Annotated in this window: 18 protein-coding genes and 1 pseudogene; 10 read left to right on the top strand and 9 right to left on the bottom strand. The window is 71.7% G+C overall.

The features are described 5' to 3' along the window. Positions 1-34: 34 nt before the first annotated feature. The 3 genes from OG440_RS26745 to OG440_RS26735 form a co-directional block, all read right to left on the bottom strand. Positions 35-1,096: an endonuclease/exonuclease/phosphatase family protein gene (locus OG440_RS26745; RefSeq protein ID WP_406009325.1), complete on the bottom strand. Its 1,062-nt coding sequence runs from the start codon at positions 1,094-1,096 to the stop codon at positions 35-37. Positions 1,097-1,278: 182 nt separating this feature from the next. Next, positions 1,279-1,929 carry a TetR/AcrR family transcriptional regulator gene (locus OG440_RS26740; RefSeq protein WP_406009324.1) on the bottom strand — a complete coding sequence of 217 codons (651 nt, stop codon included), beginning with the start codon at positions 1,927-1,929 and terminating at the stop codon, positions 1,279-1,281. Positions 1,930-2,014: 85 nt separating this feature from the next. Beyond that, the gene (locus OG440_RS26735; protein ID WP_406009323.1) at positions 2,015-3,610 is read right to left on the bottom strand and encodes an MFS transporter; all 1,596 of its coding nucleotides are present in this window, start codon (positions 3,608-3,610) and stop codon (positions 2,015-2,017) included. A gap of 180 nt (positions 3,611-3,790) precedes the next feature. On the opposite strand from OG440_RS26735, the gene panB reads away from it, so the two are divergent. From panB to OG440_RS26720, 3 genes are all read left to right on the top strand, one after another. Then, positions 3,791-4,657 carry a 3-methyl-2-oxobutanoate hydroxymethyltransferase gene (gene panB, locus OG440_RS26730; RefSeq protein ID WP_406009322.1) on the top strand — a complete coding sequence of 289 codons (867 nt, stop codon included), beginning with the start codon at positions 3,791-3,793 and terminating at the stop codon, positions 4,655-4,657. Between the two features lie 205 nt (positions 4,658-4,862). Next, entirely contained in the window at positions 4,863-5,888 is a 1,026-nt protein-coding gene (locus OG440_RS26725) for an ATP-binding cassette domain-containing protein (RefSeq protein ID WP_406009321.1), read from the top strand. Then, positions 5,885-6,703: an ABC transporter permease gene (locus OG440_RS26720; RefSeq protein WP_406009320.1), complete on the top strand. Its 819-nt coding sequence runs from the start codon at positions 5,885-5,887 to the stop codon at positions 6,701-6,703. Before OG440_RS26725 ends, OG440_RS26720 begins: the two co-directional genes overlap by 4 nt. 43 nt (positions 6,704-6,746) lie before the next feature. On the opposite strand, the gene OG440_RS26715 is transcribed toward OG440_RS26720, so the two are convergent. Continuing rightward, entirely contained in the window at positions 6,747-10,319 is a 3,573-nt protein-coding gene (locus OG440_RS26715) for an ATP-binding protein (RefSeq protein ID WP_406009319.1), read from the bottom strand. A gap of 171 nt (positions 10,320-10,490) precedes the next feature. On the opposite strand from OG440_RS26715, the gene OG440_RS26710 reads away from it, so the two are divergent. Further along, entirely contained in the window at positions 10,491-11,291 is an 801-nt protein-coding gene (locus OG440_RS26710) for a site-2 protease family protein (protein WP_406009318.1), read from the top strand. Here the strand turns inward: OG440_RS26710 and OG440_RS26705 are convergent. After that, the gene (locus OG440_RS26705; protein ID WP_406009317.1) at positions 11,281-11,472 is read right to left on the bottom strand and encodes a hypothetical protein; all 192 of its coding nucleotides are present in this window, start codon (positions 11,470-11,472) and stop codon (positions 11,281-11,283) included. The two genes, OG440_RS26710 and OG440_RS26705, sit on opposite strands and share 11 nt — an antisense overlap. A 63-nt stretch (positions 11,473-11,535) precedes the next feature. Beyond that, positions 11,536-12,264 (bottom strand): NADPH-dependent F420 reductase, encoded by a 729-nt coding sequence (npdG, locus tag OG440_RS26700; protein ID WP_406009316.1) that lies wholly within the window; start codon positions 12,262-12,264, stop codon positions 11,536-11,538. Positions 12,265-12,367: 103 nt separating this feature from the next. Here npdG and OG440_RS26695 point away from each other — a divergent pair, with 103 nt between their 5' ends. Both OG440_RS26695 and OG440_RS26690 read left to right on the top strand, forming a co-directional pair. Further along, the gene (locus tag OG440_RS26695) at positions 12,368-12,964 is read left to right on the top strand and encodes a hypothetical protein (RefSeq protein WP_406009315.1); all 597 of its coding nucleotides are present in this window, start codon (positions 12,368-12,370) and stop codon (positions 12,962-12,964) included. A gap of 79 nt (positions 12,965-13,043) precedes the next feature. Beyond that, positions 13,044-14,369 (top strand): MFS transporter, encoded by a 1,326-nt coding sequence (locus OG440_RS26690; RefSeq protein WP_406009314.1) that lies wholly within the window; start codon positions 13,044-13,046, stop codon positions 14,367-14,369. Positions 14,370-14,468: 99 nt separating this feature from the next. On the opposite strand, the gene OG440_RS26685 is transcribed toward OG440_RS26690, so the two are convergent. Continuing rightward, entirely contained in the window at positions 14,469-14,702 is a 234-nt protein-coding gene (locus OG440_RS26685; RefSeq protein ID WP_406009313.1) for a hypothetical protein, read from the bottom strand. Between the two features lie 58 nt (positions 14,703-14,760). On the opposite strand from OG440_RS26685, the gene map reads away from it, so the two are divergent. Together map and OG440_RS26675 are read left to right on the top strand one after the other, a co-directional pair. Then, positions 14,761-15,618 (top strand): type I methionyl aminopeptidase, encoded by an 858-nt coding sequence (map, locus tag OG440_RS26680; protein WP_406009312.1) that lies wholly within the window; start codon positions 14,761-14,763, stop codon positions 15,616-15,618. Between the two features lie 111 nt (positions 15,619-15,729). Then, the gene (locus OG440_RS26675; protein ID WP_406009311.1) at positions 15,730-16,377 is read left to right on the top strand and encodes a heme oxygenase (biliverdin-producing); all 648 of its coding nucleotides are present in this window, start codon (positions 15,730-15,732) and stop codon (positions 16,375-16,377) included. Positions 16,378-16,463: 86 nt separating this feature from the next. On the opposite strand, the gene OG440_RS26670 is transcribed toward OG440_RS26675, so the two are convergent. Both OG440_RS26670 and OG440_RS26665 read right to left on the bottom strand, forming a co-directional pair. After that, complete coding sequence (locus OG440_RS26670) at positions 16,464-16,688, bottom strand: hypothetical protein (protein ID WP_406009310.1); 225 nt, start codon at positions 16,686-16,688, stop codon at positions 16,464-16,466. A 124-nt stretch (positions 16,689-16,812) separates the two neighbouring features. Continuing rightward, positions 16,813-17,457 carry a PhzF family phenazine biosynthesis protein gene (locus OG440_RS26665; RefSeq protein WP_406009309.1) on the bottom strand — a complete coding sequence of 215 codons (645 nt, stop codon included), beginning with the start codon at positions 17,455-17,457 and terminating at the stop codon, positions 16,813-16,815. Between the two features lie 65 nt (positions 17,458-17,522). On the opposite strand from OG440_RS26665, the pseudogene OG440_RS26660 reads away from it, so the two are divergent. Continuing rightward, positions 17,523-17,609, top strand: a pseudogene (locus OG440_RS26660) (hemin ABC transporter ATP-binding protein); the annotation flags it as partial. A gap of 188 nt (positions 17,610-17,797) precedes the next feature. Next, positions 17,798-18,937 carry an iron uptake system protein EfeO gene (gene efeO, locus OG440_RS26655; protein WP_406009308.1) on the top strand — a complete coding sequence of 380 codons (1,140 nt, stop codon included), beginning with the start codon at positions 17,798-17,800 and terminating at the stop codon, positions 18,935-18,937. The last annotated feature ends 5 nt before the right edge of the window (positions 18,938-18,942 follow it).

Here is an 18,942-nt window from a genome sequence, read left to right as displayed (position 1 = left end):
CCCGGGCCCACTATTCCGGCAGGTGAACTCCCGGTCAGGATGTGGTGACCTTCACACGCGCCGCGACCGGCAGATGGTCGCTGCTCGTCTTCGGCAGCGTCCACGAGGTGACCGGCTCCACGCCCTTCACCATGATCTGGTCGATCCGCGCCATCGGGAACGACGCGGGCCAGCTGAAGCCGAAGCCGCTGCCCGCCGCGCCCTGCGTGGAGCGCATCTGGGACGTCACGGCGTTGAGCGAACGGTCGTTCATGGTGCCGTTGAGGTCGCCGAGCAGGACCACCCGGGTCAGCTTCTCGTCGGCGATCGCCTCGCCCAGCGCGTCCGCGCTCTTGTCGCGCTGCCGGGCGGTGAACCCGGCCTGGAGCTTCACCCGCACCGACGGGAGGTGGGCGACGTAGACGGCGACCTGCCCCTGCGGCGTCGCGACCGTCGCCCGCATCGCGCGCGTCCAGCCCAGCTTGATGTCGACGGGCTTCACCCCGCTCAGCGGATACCTGCTCCACAGGCCCACCGTGCCCTGCACCGAGTGGTACTTGTACGTCGCCGCCAGCGCCTTCTCGTACACCGGCACCGCCGTGTCGGTCAGCTCCTCCAGGGCCAGCACATCGGCCTCGGACGCGGCCACGTCACGGGCGGTGCCGCCGGGGTCCGGGTTCTCGGCGTTGACGTTGTGGGTGGCGACGGTGAGGTCGCCGCCGCTGCCGGTCCGGTCGACGAGCAGCCCGCCGAAGAGGTTCAGCCAGACCACCGCCGGGAGGACGACGGCGATCAGCGCGGTCGCCGACCTGCGCACCAACGCCAGCACCAGCAGCACCGGCACGAACAGGCCGATCCAGGGCAGGAACGTCTCCGTGAGACTGCCGAGGTTGCCGTAGCGGTTGGGGATACGCGAATGCACCCCCATCACCAGGGCGAACACCAGCGCGAAACCGGCCAGGAACAGGCCCCGCCGCCAGATGCGCGGATCGCCGCGCCAGCCCGCGCGGATCCGGCCGAGCAGAGTGCCGATCAGGCGTCGGAGCCGAACTCCCCGCGGCTCGGGACCCGAGCCTCCGTTGTCGTTCGTCTCCGTCATGTACGCCTGCTGCGCCATACCGTCGCCTCACTGCCTGCCGTGCACACCGTCCGTTCCCCCGGGTACCAACCTAGGGGATGATCGGCTTCGATCTCGCCGTCCCGTGACGGCCGTACGGAGACCAGGACGACCGGGGCGGTCCCGCGGGTTCCGGTACCCGGACACAGAGCCCGGTCTGTGACGAAACGCGCACATTCGGGTTATCCGGGCGGGGAACTGACGGGGCGTAGCCCGGCGAGCAGCGCGTCGACGATGCGCGCGGGAAGTTCTTCGGGGAGGTCGCCGTCGGGGCGCATGATCGCGCGCACCAGCATGGGGCCCACGAAGATGTCGTTCATCAGTTCCACATCCAGGTCGGCGCGCAGTTCGCCGTTCTCCTGACCCCGGCGCAGGACCTCGATGGCCATCCTGCGCCGGGGTTCTATCGCCGTGGTGTGGTAAGCCGCCCAGATCTTCGGGCTGCTCTTCATCTGGGCGTGGACGTTGTGCAGGATCGCCGAGGACCGGCTGGCGAGGCCCCGCTGCCGCAGCGCCTCGAGGAGCACGATCAGGTCGTCGCGCAGGGACGTGCCGGGGAGTTCGGGGTCCTGCGGTTCGGCGACGCGCAGCACGTCGACGAAGAGTTCCTCCTTGCCGCTCCACCGGCGGTAGATGGCTGCCTTGCCGACGCCGGCGGTGCGGGCGATGCGTTCGATGGAGATCTCGGCGAGCGACACGCCGTCCTCCAGCAGCTTCATCGTGCCCTCGATGATGGCCCGTTCCACGGCCTCGCTCCGGGGCCGGCCGCGCACGGTCTGCTCCCCGCTCACGCCGGTGTCCCTGACGGTGGTCCCCCTGTCGGCGAGGCTCACGTGTTCGATCCTTTCGTCGCAGTGGGGGAATTGTCACCCAGGAGACGGGTGGGGCGACCGTTCCCGGCCGCCCCGGCCACCGCCCCTACGGCTTCGTCCGCACCAACTCCCCCTCGTCCGCCGCGTCCTTCGGCGTGCGCTGCGGCCTGCCCGGCAGGTACACGGCCACCACGACCGCGCCGACGGCCGCGACCCCGGCCCCGCACAGGGCGGTGACGTGCATGGCGTGCAGGAAGGCGTCGTTGGCCGGGGCGATCAGCGCTTTGCCCTGGTCGCCGAGTTTCGCGGCGACTCCGAGCGTCGCCTCGATGGACTCGCCCGCCGTGTCGCGCAGACTCGCCGGCAGGGTGCCGAGGTGCCCCTCGATGCCGCTGCGGTACGACGCCGACAGCACCGAGCCGAGTACGGCGATGCCGAGCGCGCCGCCGAGCTGGCGGAAGGTGTTGCTGAGCGCGGAGGCGGAGCCCGCCTTCTCCCGGGGCAGAGCCTGCATGATGACCACGCTGGTGGGGGTCATGACGTGCGCCATCCCGGTGCCCATGCAGAAGAAGACGATCTCCAGGAGCCAGATCGGGGTGTCGGCGTCCAGCGTGGCGAAGGCGACCAGGGTCGCCGCGAGGACGACCATCGCCGCGGTGGTCGTGGCCCGGACCCCGAAGCGGTCGACGACCAGCCGGGCGCGCGGCGCGAAGATCAGCTGGGCGGCGGCCAGCGGCAGCAGGAGCAGACCGGACTGCAGCGGGGAGTAGCCGCGCACACTCTGCGTGTAGAACACGGAGAAGAACGTGACGCCCATCAGCGCGAAGAAGACCAGCGTGATGACGGCCATCGCGGCCGAGAACACCTTGTTCTTGAAGTAGTCCATGTCGACGGACGGATGGTCGCTGCGCTTCTCGACCACCACGAACGCGACGAGGACGACCAGACCGGCCGCCATGGTCGCCAGCACGGCCGGGTCCGTGAAGTCGGCCAGTTCGCCGCCCTTGATGATGCCGTAGACGAGCAGGACCAGGCCGACGACCGACAGGACCACACCGACGAGGTCGACGCGGCCGGGGTTCGGGTCGCGGGACTCGGGCACCAGCCACAGCATCAGCCCGAACGCGAGCAGCACGATCGGCACGTTGATGAGGAAGACCGAACCCCACCAGAAGTGGTCGAGCAGGAGACCGCCGGTGATGGGTCCGATGGCGATGGCCAGTCCGACACCGCCCGCCCAGATGCCGATCGCCTTGGGCTGCTCCTCGCGCTCGAAGACGTTCATCAGGACGGCGAGGGTCGCGGGCATCACGAACGCGGCGCCGACGGCCATCAGCGCGCGGAAGGCGATGAGCTGGGCCGACGAGCCGGATTCCGCGGCCAGCGCGGAGCCGATGCCGAAGACGGCGAGTCCGCCGAGCAGCACCTTCTTGCGGCCCAGCCGGTCACCGAGGAGACCGGCGGTGAACAGCAGTCCCGCGAAGACGAGCGTGTAGGAGTTGATCGCCCACTCGAGCTCGCTCTGGGTCGCGCCGAGGCCGGTGGGGGCGGGTGTCGAGATCGTCTTGATCGCGACGTTCAGGATCGAGTTGTCGAGCACCACGATCAGCAGGCTCAGCATCAAAACACCGAGGATCGCCCAACGACGCCGGTGCACCGCTTCCGGTATCCGCGGAGCGGTGGGGACGGCAGGAGTAGTCATGAGGTCGAGACTAGGGCACTTCCGATACGGGACCGTCTCGTATCGATTCCGTCCGGCGTTTTCTTACTGAGGCTTTACCCACAGGGGGCGCTCTGGCTCTCCCTGGCACGAGGTGCCACCATGGGTGGTGGTCCGGGGACGCCGTGAGGGCGCCTCGAGATGACGTAAGGAGCCGTTGCAATGACGCAGCTTTCGGCTGTCCACACGAACGCCCCCGACGGCAGCAAGGCGCTGTACGGAGGCAAGGGCACACGCCGTATCACCGTCCGCGACATCGCCCTCGCCAAGGAGCGCGGCGAGAAGTGGCCCATGCTCACCGCCTACGACGCGATGACCGCCTCCGTCTTCGACGAGGCCGGCATCCCGGTGATGCTGGTGGGCGACTCGGCGGGCAACTGCCACCTCGGGTACGAGACGACCGTGCCCGTCACCCTGGACGAGATGACCATGCTGTCGGCGGCGGTCGTACGGGGCACCAGCCGTGCGCTGATCGTCGGCGACCTGCCCTTCGGTTCCTACCAGGAGGGACCGGTGCAGGCACTGCGCTCGGCGACCCGGCTGGTCAAGGAGGCGGGTGTCGGTGCCGTCAAGCTGGAGGGCGGTGAGCGCTCGCACCGCCAGATCGAGCTCCTCGTCGAGTCCGGCATCCCGGTCATGGCGCACATCGGCCTGACCCCGCAGTCCGTGAACGCGATGGGCTACCGCGTCCAGGGGCGCGGCGAGGAGGCGGCCCAGCAGCTCCTGCGGGACGCGAAGGCCGTGCAGGACGCGGGCGCGTTCGCCGTGGTGCTGGAGCTGGTGCCGGCCGAGCTGGCCGCCGAGGTGACCCGGGTGCTGCACATCCCGACCGTCGGCATCGGCGCCGGGGCGGAGACGGACGCCCAGGTCCTGGTGTGGACCGACATGCTCGGGCTGACCGGCGGACGGGTGCCGAAGTTCGTCAAGCAGTACGCCGACCTGCGCCAGGTCATGGGCGACGCGGCGAAGGCGTTCGCCGAGGACGTCGTCGGCGGAACGTTCCCGCTGGACGAGCACTCCGTCCACTAGGACGTCCACGCCGGCCGTCCGCCCCGCCGGGGGCGCGCCCGGCACAGAGCCACCACCGCACCACGGCAGCCCGCCGATCTTCCCCCGTCGGCGGGCTGCCGCGTGTCCGGGCCGCCGACCGCCCCGAGCCGCCGCGTCGGCGCGTTGTCGGTGCTGTCGGCGGCCTGTCGGTCGTTTGTCGGTCGGGGTTGCGACTGTTTGCGGCATGACGCGAATCGACAAGGACCCCAGTGGCGCGGACAGCGCCGTGACCGTTCGGGGGCTGGTCAAGCACTACGGCGAGACCAAGGCGCTGGACGGGGTCGACCTGGATGTACGGGCGGGAACCGTCATGGGGGTGCTCGGGCCGAACGGCGCCGGGAAGACCACCCTCGTGCGGATCCTGTCCACCCTGCTGGCCGCCGACAGCGGGCAGGCGACCGTCGCCGGCTACGACGTCGCCCGCCAGCCCCGGCAGCTGCGCCGGGTGATCGGGCTCACCGGGCAGTACGCCTCGGTGGACGAGAAGCTCCCCGGGTGGGAGAACCTGTACCTCATCGGGCGGCTGCTCGACCTGCCCCGCAAGGAGGCCCGGACCCGCGCCGACGAGCTGCTGGAGCGGTTCTCGCTCACCGAGGCCGCCAAGCGGCCCGTGAGCACGTACTCCGGCGGCATGCGGCGGCGGCTCGACCTCGCCGCCTCGATGATCGGCCGGCCGCAGGTGCTGTTCCTGGACGAGCCGACGACCGGGCTCGACCCGCGCACCCGCAACGAGGTGTGGACCGAGGTCAAGGCGATGGTCGGGGACGGGGTCACCGTGCTGCTGACCACCCAGTACATGGAGGAGGCCGAGCAGCTCGCCTCCGAGCTGACGGTCGTCGACCGGGGCAAGGTCATCGCCGGCGGCGGCATCGAGGAGCTGAAGGCCCGCGTCGGCGGCCGGACGCTGCGGGTGCGGCCCGCCGACCCGCTTCAGCTGCGGCCGCTGGCGGGCTGGCTCGACGAGCTCGGCATCACCGGGCTCGCCAGTACCGTCGTGGACGCCGAACGCGGTTCCGTGCTCGTGCCGGTGCTCAGCGACGAGCAGCTCACCGCCGTGATCGGCGCGGTCAGCGCGCGCGGCATCACGCTCACCTCGCTCACCACCGAACTGCCCAGCCTGGACGAGGTCTTCCTGTCCCTCACCGGCCACCGCGCGAGTGCCCCGCAGGACGCCCGGCCCACCGAGACCCGCGAGGAGGTCGCCGTATGAGCGCCGCCACGATCGACATCGGCACCACCGCCGACACGCGCATCCCGTTGCGCAGCCACCTGCGGCACACCGGCGCCCTGATCCGCCGCAACCTGCTGTGGATCCGGCAGGACCCGGAGTCCATGTTCGACGCGGTCCTCTTCCCGGTGATCTTCACCCTGCTGTTCGTGTACGTCTTCGGCGGCTCGATCGGGCAGTCGCTGGGCGGCGGGCAGGAGGCCTACGTGCAGTACGTCATCCCCGGGCTGCTGGCCATGATGGGGATGAACATGGCGCAGGGCGTGGGCACCGGCTTCAACACGGACTTCAACTCCGGGGTCATGGACCGCTTCCGGTCACTGCCCATCGGACGCGGCTCGGTGCTCTTCGCCAAGATCGTCGTCGAGCTGATGCGCATGCTGGTCGCCTGCGTGATCCTCGTGGTGGTGGCCGTGCTGGTGGGCTTCGACATCACCCACTGGCCCGGCCTGTTCGCCGCCGTGGGGCTGGCCACCGTGTTCGGCTCGGCGCTGATGTGGGTGTTCCTCACCCTCGGCGTGATGATGAAGAGCGCGCAGTCCGTGCAGGCGATGGGCTTCCTGGTGCTGATGCCGCTCCAGTTCGGCTCGTCGATCTTCGCCCCGACCCAGTCGATGCCCGGCTGGCTCCAGAACTTCACCGAGTACAACCCGCTGTCCTCGCTGGCCGACGCGGCGCGCGGGCTGATGGTGGGCGGGCCGGTGGCGCACGGACTGTGGGTGACGCTGGCCTGGTCGATAGGGCTCACCGCGGTGATGGCGCCGGTCGCGATCCACAAGTTCCGCACGAAGACCTGAGCCGGGACACCGGACGGGTCATGACGGGACCCCTCGGGAATCCTCACACCAGGGCGGTGGCCTCCTCGTAGGAGAGGCCGCCGCCCTCGGCGTACGCGCTCTCGAACTCCGCGTCGCCGAGCGCGCCGCGCGTGCGGGCCATGGCCAGGTCGCGCGCCTCGCGCTCCACCCGCGGCGGTATGTGGCGCGGCGGCAGCAGGGCGTCCGCGGCGCCCAGACAGCGGGCGGCGTCGGTGGCGCGGCTGCCGCCGTCGACCCCGCAGAGCGCGGTCGCGGCGATGAAGAGATAGAAGGAGCGCATCTGCGGGGCGATGGCCACGGACAGCGGATCCGTGGCCCGTTCCAGGGCGGACCGGACGCCGGTCAGGGCCTGCGCGTAGTGGCCGTCGAACGCGTCCAGCAGAGCCTCCGCGCCCAGGATGAAGGAGGCGAAGACCGCGAAGTGCCCGAACTCGAACTGCTCGCGCAGCAACAGCAGTTGCTCGCGGGCCTCGGTGCGGCGCCCGGTGGCGCAGAACCAGCCGGCGAGGAAGAGGCGGGCGATGTGCATGGCCTCGTTGACCGCGCGCTCCTCGCCGGCGATCACCTCGCGCAGCACGCGCTCGCCCCGTTCCTCGTCGCCTCCCTCCAGCAGCACGCTGCCGAGCCGGGCCGCGAGGACGGCCGACTGGGAGCGGGCGCCGAGCCGTTCGGCCTGCTCGATGGCGTCCTCGTAGTCGGCGGCGGCCTTCTCGTACGCGCCCAGGCGTTCATGGGTCTCGGCGCGGGCCGAGAGGGCTTCGGCGGCGCCCCAGGCGTCGCCGAGGCGCTGGAAGATCTCCAGCGCCTCGGCGGCGTCGCGAAAGGCGCTCCCGGCCCAGTCGGCGCGGTTGGCGAGGATGTTGGCGCGCATCTGGAGGCAGGAGGCGAGCTCCCATTCGTAACCGGGCGTCCGGCGGCAGGTGTCGACGTTGGCGTCGATGATGGTGCGGACACGGCCCGGGTCACCGCTCGTCATCATCACGGCGAAGAACCAGAGCAGGCCCGGGGCACGGCAGGTCTGCGGCCGCCCGGGCTCGTAGGCCGCCGCGATCTGGCGCAGCTTGGCCTGTGACGTCGTGGTCTGCCAGGACTCCATCTCGGTGTCCATGCAGGCCAGATGGGCCAGGTGCACACCGCGCCGGGCCTCCAGGAGGATCTCGCCGGTCATCGGCGGCGGGGCGTCGATGCAGGACTTCCACACCGGCGCGGCCGGGCGCAGGGGTTCGGCGAACGGGTCGGGACCCATGGCCATGACCTCGACACACCAGGTGCGGGCCTCGATGCGCAGGTCGCGCATCTGCCAGTACCAGACGAGGGAGAGGGCCAGGCAGAGCGCCTCCTGCTCGTCACGTGCCGCGACGGCGCGGCCCAGCGCGGTGCGCAGGTTCTCGTACTCCAACTGGAAGCGGTCGACGGCGTCCCGCTGCCCGGGGCCGCGCAGCAACGGCTCGGTGGTGCGGGCGAGTTCGCGGTAGTACGTCAGATGCGCCCGCTCGGCCGCCTCCCGCCGCCCCGACTCGTCCAGCCGCTCGCCCGCGTACTCGGCGACGGTCTCCAGCAGCCGGTAGCGCATGTCGCCCCGCGGGTCCGGAGCGGCGACGACGAGGGACTTGTCGACGAGCGAGGCGAGCAGGTCGAGCGAGGAACGGGCCCCGGGAGCCCCGCTCACGTCACGGAAACCGGCAGAGCCCCCGGGGGCAGGCGAACCGTCCCCCCGGCGGACGCCGTTCCCCTCGCGAAAGCCATTCCCGTCCCGGGAGGCGTCCCCCGCGCGGAGGCCGTGCTCCTCGCGGAAGCCGAGGGAGGGGCCGGGGGCGGGGAGATCGCGGGGGGTGTGTTCCTCGGCGGAGGCGCGGTCCGGGTGGGGGGCAGGGGTGGCCGGGCCGCACACCGCCTCGACGGCGGCGAGGTCGCAGCCGCGGGCGAAGACCGACAGGCGGGCCAGGACGTCGCGTTCGTCCTCGTCGAGGAGGTCCCAGGACCAGTCGACGACGGCCCGCAGGGTCTGCTGGCGGGGCAGGACCGTCCGGCTGCCGGAGGTGAGGAGGCGGAAGCGGTCGTCGAGCCGGTCGGCGATCTGGCGGGGGGTGAGCATCCGCAGCCGGGCGGCGGCGAGCTCGATGGCGAGCGGCAGACCGTCGAGCCGGCGGCAGATCTCCGCGCAGGCCGCCGCGGTCTCGTCGTCGGCGTCGGGCCGGAATCCGGGATGCGCGGCCGCGCCCCGGTCGGCGAGCAGCCGCAGCGCCACCTGCTCCGGCAGCGGAGCCAGCGGGCGCAGCACCTCCCCGGGCACACCGAGCGGCTCACGGCTGGTGGCCAGCACCGTCACCTCGGGACAGCGCGCGAGCAGTTCCTCGACGAGTCGGGCGGCCGCCTCGACCACGTGCTCGCAGTTGTCGAGGACGATCAGCATGCGGCGTCGGGCGCAGTGCTCGACCAGACGCTCCAGGGGATCGTCATGGCGCTCGGCGGCGACCCGCATCTCCTCGGCGCCGGCGCCGTACAGCACGGTCTCGCGGGCTCCCAGGGCGGTGAGGACCGCCTGCGGCACGGCGTCCGGGTGCGCGACGGGCGCGAGTTCGGCCAGCCAGACGCCGTCGCGCACGGTGTCCCGTACGGTCTCGGCGGCCTCCTGCGACAGCCGGGTCTTGCCGGCCCCGCCGGGCCCGAGCAGGGTGACGAGCCGCGCGCTCGCGAGGTCCCCCCGGATCGCCGCGATGTCGTCCTCCCGGCCGACGAAGGAGGTGAGACGGGCACGAAGGTTGCCGAGGGGCAGCGGCGGCGGGGCGGGGGAAGGCGGTGCGGGGGCCCGGACCGGGCCCCCGGACCCGACGCGGCGGGACGGCCCCTCAGGGCTGCCCGCGTCTCCGGGGCCGAGCAACTCCGAGTGCAGGGAGCGCAGTTCGGGGCCGGGGTCGGTGCCGAGGCGCTCCGCGAGCAGCCGTCGGACCTCGTCGTAGGCGACCAGCGCCTGGGCGGTGCGGCCCGCCTCGCGCAGGGCGCGCAGCCGCAGGGCCTGGAGGGGCTCGTCCAGCGGGTGGGCGTCGCACAGGGCGGTGAGTTCGGGCAGCGACCGCTCGCCCTGGCCGAGGGCGATCGCGGCGGTGTGCCGGGCGCGCACCGCGTCGAGACGGCGGGCCTCCCAGCGGGCCGCCTCGGCGGCGCGGTCGGGGAGGTCGGCGAGGACCGGGCCCTGCCACAGGGCGAGAGCGTCGTCGAGAACGACGGCCGCCTTGGCGGGGTCGTCGTCGGCGAGCGCGCGGACGCCGTCGGCGGTCAGCCGCTCGAAGCGGTGCAGGTCGACGTCGTCGGGGGCGGCGGCCAGCCGGTAGCCGCCCTCGGCGGAGTCGATCGCGTCCGCCCCGAGGGCCCTGCGCAGCCGGCCGACCAGCGCCTGGAGGGCGCCCGGCGCGTCGGCGGGCGGGTCACCGGCCCACACCTCCTCCACCAGCAGCCCGGCGGGAACACTCCGGCCGGCCCGCAACGCCAGCACGGCCAGCAGGGCACGCAGCCGCGCTCCGCCGACGGTGACGGGGACGCCGTCCGGACGGAGTGCCTGGGTGGTGCCGAGGATGCGGTAGCGCACGGGGTCCATTCTCTCCGGGGGATCGAGGTCGGTCACGGGGTTCCGGCGGGGTGGCGCGCACCCGACGCGCGCACTTTCCCGGCCCAGGAACCGACGGCCGGCCACGAGACGTTCTCCCGGTATGCCCGGGGCGGGTACGGTCGGGCCGTTCCACACACGCGTACGAGCTCAGGGGGCCCCATGACCACCGCCACCACCCGCAGCGCCGAGCGGAGGGTCAGTCCCGTCTTCCTCGGGATCCTCGCCGTGACGGCGGTCACCGGCTGGGCGACCTGGACGGGGTTCGCCGAGCAGCCTGGCGTGGCGGTGTTCCTGTTCGTGACGGCCGCCTGGATCGTGTCCCTGTGCCTGCACGAGTACGCGCACGCGCGTACCGCCCTGCACAGCGGTGACATCTCCGTCGGCGCGAAGGGGTATCTCACGCTCAACCCGCTGAAGTACACGCACGCCCTGCTCAGCGTGGTACTGCCGGTGGTGTTCGTGATCATGGGCGGGATCGGTCTGCCGGGCGGCGCGGTGTTCATCGAGCGCGCGCGGATCCGGGGGCGGTGGCGGCACAGTCTGATCTCGGCGGCCGGGCCGCTGACCAACGTGCTGTTCGCGGTGGTGTGCACGGCGCCGTTCTGGCTGGACGCGCTGGACGGCGTACCGGCCGACTTCCGGTTCGCGCTCGCCTTCCTCGCCCTGCTCCAGGTCACGGCGGCGATCCTGAACTTCCTTCCGGTGCCCGGCCTTGACGGCTACGGGATCGTCGAGCCCTGGCTGTCGTACGACGTCAAGCGGCAGGTGGAGCCGTTCGCGCCGTTCGGACTGCTGTTCGTGTTCGCACTGCTGTGGGTGCCGGCGGTCAACGACGTCTTCTTCGACATGATCGACGCGGTGCTGCGCGGTCTCGGGATCGGCGACCTCGAGACCTACTGCGGCCAGTCGCTGTACCGCTTCTGGGAGGGCACGAACGAGTTCTGCTCGGTCAGCCGCTGACGTCGGCCCCCGCGGCCCTGCGCACCTTCTCGCGCTTCACGTAGTACCAGGTCATGTTGGAGGACAGACCCGCGAGCAGCACCCACACGACGCCCAGGAAGCTGCCCTGGGCGAAGGAGACGACCGCCGCGGCCACGGCGAGTACGCAGACGGCGAGGGTGTAGAGCGCGAGGCGGGGCATGGGTCCGGTTCTCCTGTCGGGGGGACACTGCTGGGCTTGCTCCGACCAGTGTCCCCCATGCGCTCATACGTCCGTGACGCGCAGCCCGGCGTGGGCCTTGTAGCGGCGGTTGACGCTGATCAGGTTGGCGACGAGGGACTCCACCTGGTGGGCGTTGCGCAGCCGCCCGGCGAAGACACCGCGCATGCCGGGGATGCGGCCGGCCAGCGCCTGCACGAGCTCGACGTCGGCCCGCTCCTCGCCCAGCACCATCACGTCGGTGTCGATCTCGTCGATCTCCGGGTCCTGGAGGAGGACCGCCGAGAGGTGGTGGAAGGCGGCGGCGACCCGCGAGTCCGGCAGCAGGGCGGCGGCCTGCTCGGCGGCACTGCCCTCCTCCGGCTTCAGCGCGTAGGCGCCCTTCTTGTCGAAGCCGAGCGGGTTGACGCAGTCGACGACCAGCTTGCCGGCCAGCTCCTCGCGCAGGGACTCCAGGGTCTTGCCGTGGCCGTCCCACGGTACGGCGACGATCACGATGTCGCTGCGGCGCGCGGTCTCGGCGTTGTCGGCACCCTCGACCCCGTGTCCGAGCTCGTCGGCGGCGGCCTGCGCACGCTCGGCGGCCCGCGAACCGATGATCACCTTCTGGCCGGCCTTGGCGAGCCGGTAGGCGAGACCCTTGCCCTGCGGGCCGGTCCCACCGAGCACGCCGACGACCAGTCCGGAAACGTCGGGAAGGTCCCACGGGTCCTTGGCGGGGGCCTTCGCCGGGGCGGCCGTGGAGGCGTTCTGTGCACTGTCGGTAGAGGTCATGGGCCGACTTTACGTGGGCGTGCGCGGCGGCCCTTCGTCATGTCGGGTGAACGAGGGGAGAACCCCGGACGGGCGGCGGCGGCTTACGGCACGATGCGGCCGCATGGACGCCGTACGGGTGGCACTGCTGCGTGAGGTACTCGCCGGGACCGAGTGGCTGGGGGCCACCCGGAGGTTCGCCGGGGTGCTGCGCGGGTCGGTCGTGTCGCACGGGGGCGGGCTGCTGCTGGTGGGCACGGCGGCGTACGAGCCCTGGCATCTCGCGGCGCATCTGGTGGACGAGGCCGCGTGGTCGGGTACGCCGGAGCTGGCGCCGACCCTCGTACGGCATGCAGCGCGACCTGGTGACCCGGCGCATCTCGCGGTCGGCCTGGGCCGGATCGAGGCGGCCCGGCGGGGCGAGACACTGCTGGTGGCGTCGCCGTCGGGGGACGCGCCGCTCCTGGAGCGGGTCTCGGACGCCCGGCGGGCCGGCGTCATGATCCTCACCCTGGGTCCGGGCGAGGGGGAGCTGACGACCCTGGCCCACGAGACGCTGGCCGTGCCGGACGGCTCCGAGCTGGACCTGGACACCGTGCAGCACCTGGTGAGCGCCGCCGCCGGCGAGACGCTGCCCCCGGCGAGAGGGCGCCGCCGTTTCGCCGACCGGCTCTCCCACCTGGCCGAACGGCTGACGGCACCGCCCCCTCCCCCTTGGTGACCGGCTCGGACCCGCCCGCCCACCGGCCCCGCCGAAAAGCGGTTGCCCCCGCTCCGCTCCCGTCCGAGCATGGCCCCTCGTGACCGACAACGCTGTCCCCGCCGCCACACCTCCCCCTCCCTCCGGTCTGCGGGCCCTGCTTCCCGACCTCGCCCCGTGGCGGGCCTCGCGGGACTTCCGGCGGCTCTGGATCTCGGGCACGGTGTCGAACTTCGGGAGCTTCCTCACCTTCGTGGCGCTGCCGGTGCAGGTGAAGGAGCTGACCGGGTCGGCGGCGGCGGTGGGGGCGATCGGCGCCGTGGAGCTGGTGCCGCTGGTGGTGTTCGGCCTGTACGGCGGAGCCCTCGCCGACGCCTGGGACAAGCGCAAGCTCATCGTCCGGACGGAGGCCGGGCAGGGACTGCTCAGCGCGGTGCTGCTGGTCAACGCGCTGCTGCCGGGGCCGGCGCTCTGGCCGCTGTACCTCGTCGCCGCGCTCTCCTCCGCGCTCGTCTCCGTCCAGCGGCCCGCGCTGGACTCGCTGTGGCCGCGGATCGTCGCCCATGAGCATCTGACGGCGGCGACCGCCCTCAACTCGCTGCGGTGGACCGTGGGCGGGGTCGCGGGACCGGCCCTCGCCGGTGTCGTCGTGGCGTACGCGGGCCTCGGCTGGGCCTACGCCGCCGACCTCCTCACCTTCGTCGCGTCGGTCGCCCTCGTCGTCCGCATCGCCGCCTCCCCCGCCGCGCACGAGGCGGCGAAGCCCTCCCTCAGGGCCATCGCCGAGGGTGCCCGGTACGCCTGGGGCCGCAAGGAGCTCCTCGGCACGTACGCCGTCGACCTCGCGGCGATGTTCCTCGCCATGCCGCTCGCCGTACTGCCGTTCCTCGCCGACGAACTCGACGCCGAGTGGTCGCTGGGGCTGATGTACGCCTCGGTGCCCGCGGGGGCGCTGCTGGTGAGCCTGACCAGCGGCTGGACCTCACGGGTGCACCGGCACGGACGGATGGTGGTGCTGTCGGCCGCGCTGTGGGGCGGGGCGATCGCCGCCGCGGGGCTCGCCGGGAACGTCTGGCTGGTGCTGCTCTGCCTCGTCCTCGCCGGCGCGTTCGACATGGTCAGCGGCATCTTCCGCGGCGCCATGTGGAACCAGACGATCCCGGACGAGCTGCGCGGACGGCTCGCCGGGATCGAGTTGCTGTCCTACTCCGTGGGACCGACGGTCGGCCAGGTGCGCAGCGGCGGAACGGCGGCCTGGCTGGGGGTGCGGACGTCCGTCTGGTCGGGCGGGGTGCTGTGCGTGGGCGCGGTGGGGCTGCTGGCGCTGTGTCTGCCGGGACTGATGACGTACGACGTGCGCACGAACGAACACGCGGCGCGGCTGCGCGCCGAGCGGTCGGCAGCCGCACCGGTCGTGGACGTGTGAGCGGCCCGGGGTCGACCGCGTGCCCGGTCGGGTGATCGACCGCGTCACCGGCCGGGTGATCGACCATGTGACCGGACGGGTGACCGGGTCGGCGGTCGATCAGTCGTCGTCGGGGGTGCCGGCCGCCGTGGCGTCGTGCCACTTGGGGTCGTTCTCCCATTGGACGTTGCGCTCGCGGGCGGTCTGCATCGCGTGATCGGCTTCCGCACGGGTGGGGTACGGGCCGAAACGGTCCTTGGCCGGACACTCCGGCCCCTCCTCCACCTTCTTGTGCTCCAGGCAGTAGTACCACTCGCCCGGTTTGCCGGCGGTCCGCTTCTTGAACAGGGGCATGGACGGCTCCTCTCGCCATCGACATGTTCCCCCATGGCCGCTCGTTAGACTCACCGGCATGTCTGGCCAGTCGCTGCTCGTCCCCGGGGAACTGTCCCCCATCCGTTCGGTGCCCGGAAACATCCGCCGCCCCGAGTACGTCGGCAAGCCCGCGCCGACGCCCTACACCGGGCCGGAGGTGCAGACGCCCGAGACGATCGAGGCGATGCGCCGGGCCGGCCGGATCGCCGCGCAGGCGATGGCGGAGGCCGCGAAGCTGATCTCGCCGGGGGTCACCACCGACGAACTGGACCGGGTGGCGCACGAGTACATGTGCGACCACGGCGCCTATCCGTCGACGCTGGGCTACCGGGGCTTCCCCAAGTCGCTGTGCACGAGCGTCAACGAGGTCATCTGCCACGGCATCCCGGACTCGACGGTCCTGCGCGACGGCGACATCGTCAACCTCGACGTGACGGCGTACATCGGCGGGGTGCACGGCGACAACAACGCCACGTACCTGGTCGGGGACGTCGACGAGGAGTCGCGACTGCTGGTGGAGCGGACCCGGGAGTCCCTGGAGCGGGCGATCAAGGCGGTCCGCCCCGGTCGCCAGATCAACATCATCGGCCGGGTCATCGAGTCGTACGCCAAGCGGTTCGGGTACGGCGTGGTGCGGGACTTCACGGGGCACGGGATCAACTCGTCGTTCCACTCGGGGCTGATCATCCCGCACTACGACAGCCCGCACGCGACGACCGTCATCCAGCCGGGGATGACGTTCACGATCGAGCCGATGCTGACGCTCGGCACGCACGAGTACGACATGTGGGACGACGGCTGGACGGTGTTGACCAAGGACCGCAGGCGGACGGCCCAGTTCGAGCACACGCTGGTGGTGACCGACACCGGGGCGGAGATCCTCACCCTGCCCTGACGGCACCGAAGGCCCGTCCCTGCCGGGGCGGGCCTTTTCTTGTACGCTTTTACCGACACCCCGTCGGCAAACCCATTGACTTAGGTAAGCCTTACCTTAGAGGATGTGGGCATGGACTCGTTCTCGACACTCATCCGCACGGCGTCCCACGAGCAGCACATGGAAGCCGAGACCTCGACGTTCATGAGTGACCTCCTCGGCGGCCGGCTCGGCGTCGAGGCGTACGCGCGCTACACCGAACAGCTCTGGTTCGTCTACGAGGCGCTGGAGACCGGCGCCGAGCGGCTGGTCTCCGACCCGGTGGCCGGGCCCTTCGTCCAGCCCGAGCTGTTCCGGCTGCCGGCACTGGAACGCGACCTCGCGCATCTGCGGGGCGCCGGGTGGCGGTCGGAGGTCACGGCCCTGCCGGCGACCGCGGCGTACGCGGCGCGGGTGCGGGAGTGCGCCGAGCGCTGGCCGGCGGGATACATCGCCCACCACTACACCCGGTACCTGGGCGATCTCTCCGGCGGGCAGATCATCCGCGACAGGGCGGAGCGGACCTGGGGCTTCGAGCGCAAGGGCGACGGCGTCCGCTTCTACGTCTTCGAGGAGATCGGCAACCCGGCGGCGTTCAAGCGGGGTTACCGCGAACTGCTGGACGGGGTGCGCGCGGACGACCTGGAGAAGCAGCGGATCGTGAGCGAGTGCAAGCGCGCCTTCGCGCTGAACACCGACGTGTTCCGGGGCCTGGGCGAGGAGTTCCCGCTCTCGGCGTGAGCCGGACGCGCGGGCGGCGGACGTCGTGCGGACGGACGGACACGGAACGGGCCCCCTCGCTCACGGCGAGGGGGCCCGGAACCGGATCAGAAGCGGTGGCAGTGCTTGCCGGCCCAGAAGATGTCGGCCGAGACCGTGTCGATCGCACCGATGTACGGGCTGCACACACCCTCGTCCTCGCCGAAGTGGTGGTGCTCGCGAGGCTCCTCGTGCTGCTGACGGGGACCCTCGTCGGCGGTGGCGGTCGTCGCACCGGTGGCGGCGAGGGCGATGCCGAGGACGGTGGCGGCGAGGACTGAACGGATACGCATGGCGTTCCTTTCACGGGGGCTCAGTGTTCACGCCCAGAGGTCCCCGTTCATCTCCTCCCGCACACGCCACACCACCCGTACGGCCGCGCAGAAGTTCGCGGACTCCCACGACCGGCCCTATGGTTCAGCGCTCCAGGAACACCCGGCCGCCGATCTCCACCCATCCGTACGGCTGTGGGGCCGTCAGGATCTGGGAGCCCGCGCCCTGGGTGATGTTCAGGGCACGGCCGAGCCGCTCGGTGAGCAGCAGGGCCGGCGCGCCCGTCGCCTCGATCTCGTCGATGCCGTCGCCGCGGCCGGGGAAGGCGCGGGCGCGGATCCGGCCGGCCGGCTCGTCCTCCCAGGCCCAGGCGTAGATCGAGTCGCCGGCCGGCGGCACGGGCAGGTCGTCGACCTCGGCGGCGGTGGCGTACCGGTGGAACACGCAGGGCGGGGCCCACTCCGCGCGTGCCTCGATCCAGGTGAACTCCCCGTCCAGGCGGGTGCCCACGGCACCGGCAGGCGTGACGAGTTCGGGCACGTCGAGCAGCCAGGCCACGCCCACGCACGAGTGGTCCGCGAAGGACAGGCGCCGGGTGGGTGTGTAGACGTCGATGAACCCGCGCTCGGGGTCGTCGACGAACACCGTCTCGCCGAAGCCGAGTTTCGCCGCGAGGTCCTGCCGGTCCTCGCGGTCCGGCAGCACCGAACCCTCGCGGACCACGCCCAGTTCATTGCCGTAGCCAGCGTTCGGCGCGCAGAAGACGCGGAGCACGTCGTAATCAGTCACCGGGGAATTGAAGCACCGCGGGCGACCTGGCCATGGCGGGCAAAGGCAGCAGCCCGGCGGTCGGGCTCTCGGAGGTCTACGACCAGCCGGTCGAGGTGCTCGCACACCCCCGGACGGGAGCGGTGCCGGTGACCCCGAAGCGGAATCTTTGAATCTCCTTTGACCATTTCATGGGGTCCGGTTTGAGTCACCGTGATCGCCTCGTGCTCATACGGCGTCTATGAGAGGTGAATCACTGCACGGGCGGGTATTACGCAGGTAAGCCTTGGATAAGTTAGGCGAGGCTCACCAACCCTGTGAGCCGGGTCACGCCCTTATTCAGCCATCGCTGGGAGCCCGAATGCGAGCCGCCAGACTGTCCGTCGTCACCGCCATCACCGCCGTGACCGCACTGACCGCCGTCACCGGCTGCACCTCGAAGAGCGACGCGAAAGACGGCGACCGCGTCATCAGCGTGACCGCCACCGACGCCAAGTGCGTGACCTCCAAGAAGGAGATCTCCGCCGGACACGTCGAGCTCGCCATCGAGAACAAGGGCTCCAAGGTCACCGAGGTCTACATCCTCTTCCCGGACGACCGGATCGTCAGCGAGCGGGAGAACATCGGCCCCGGCACCAAGCAGCGGGTCACCGCCGAGGTGAAGGCCGGCGACTACCAGATCGCCTGCAAGCCCGGCATGAAGGGCACCGGCATCCGCCAGGACCTCAAGGTCACCGGCGGCTCGGTCGCCAAGCGCGACCCGCGCCTGGACAAGGCGGTCGCCGCCTACCGCGAGTACGCGCAGGAGCAGGCCGACGCCACGCTGCCGCTCGTCGCGACCTTCGTGGCGGCCGTCAAGGCCGGCGACGTCGAGGCCGCCAAGGCCGCCTACGCGCCCTCCCGCATCGGCTGGGAGCGCACCGAGCCGGTGGCGGAGTCCTTCGGCGACATCGACCCCAAGGTCGACGTGCGCGCGGACGGCCTGGAGGCCGGCCAGACCTGGACCGGCTGGCACCGGCTGGAGAAGGCCCTCTGGCAGGACAAGAAGATCACCGCCGCCGAGAAGACCCTCGCCGACCAGCTCACCACCGACCTGACGGACTGGCAGAAGCGGGTCGGCAAGGCCGAGATCACCCCGACCTCCATGGCCAACGGCGCCAAGGAACTCCTCGACGAGGTCGCCACCGGCAAGGTCACCGGCGAGGAGGAGCGCTACTCGCACACCGACCTCGTCGACTTCAAGGCCAACGTCGAGGGCGCCCAGAAGTCCTACGAGCTGCTCAAGCCGGTCGCCGAGGAGAACGACGCCGCCCTGGTCACCGAGCTGGACAAGCAGTTCGCCGCGCTGAACGCGCTGCTGGAGAAGTACCGCCCGAACACGACGTCGTACGTGTTCACCTCCTACGAGAAGGTCGGCGCCGCCCAGCGCAAGGAACTGTCCGACGCGGTCAACGCGCTCGCCGAGCCGCTGTCCAAGCTCGCCGCCGCCGTCGCGAAGTAACCGAG

The organism is Streptomyces sp. NBC_00637 (assembly GCF_045161545.1).
Taxonomy (GTDB): Bacteria; Actinomycetota; Actinomycetes; order Streptomycetales; family Streptomycetaceae; genus Streptomyces.
The sequence above is the reverse complement of the archived record's forward strand: the minus strand, read 5'-3'. Positions and strand labels throughout refer to the sequence as shown.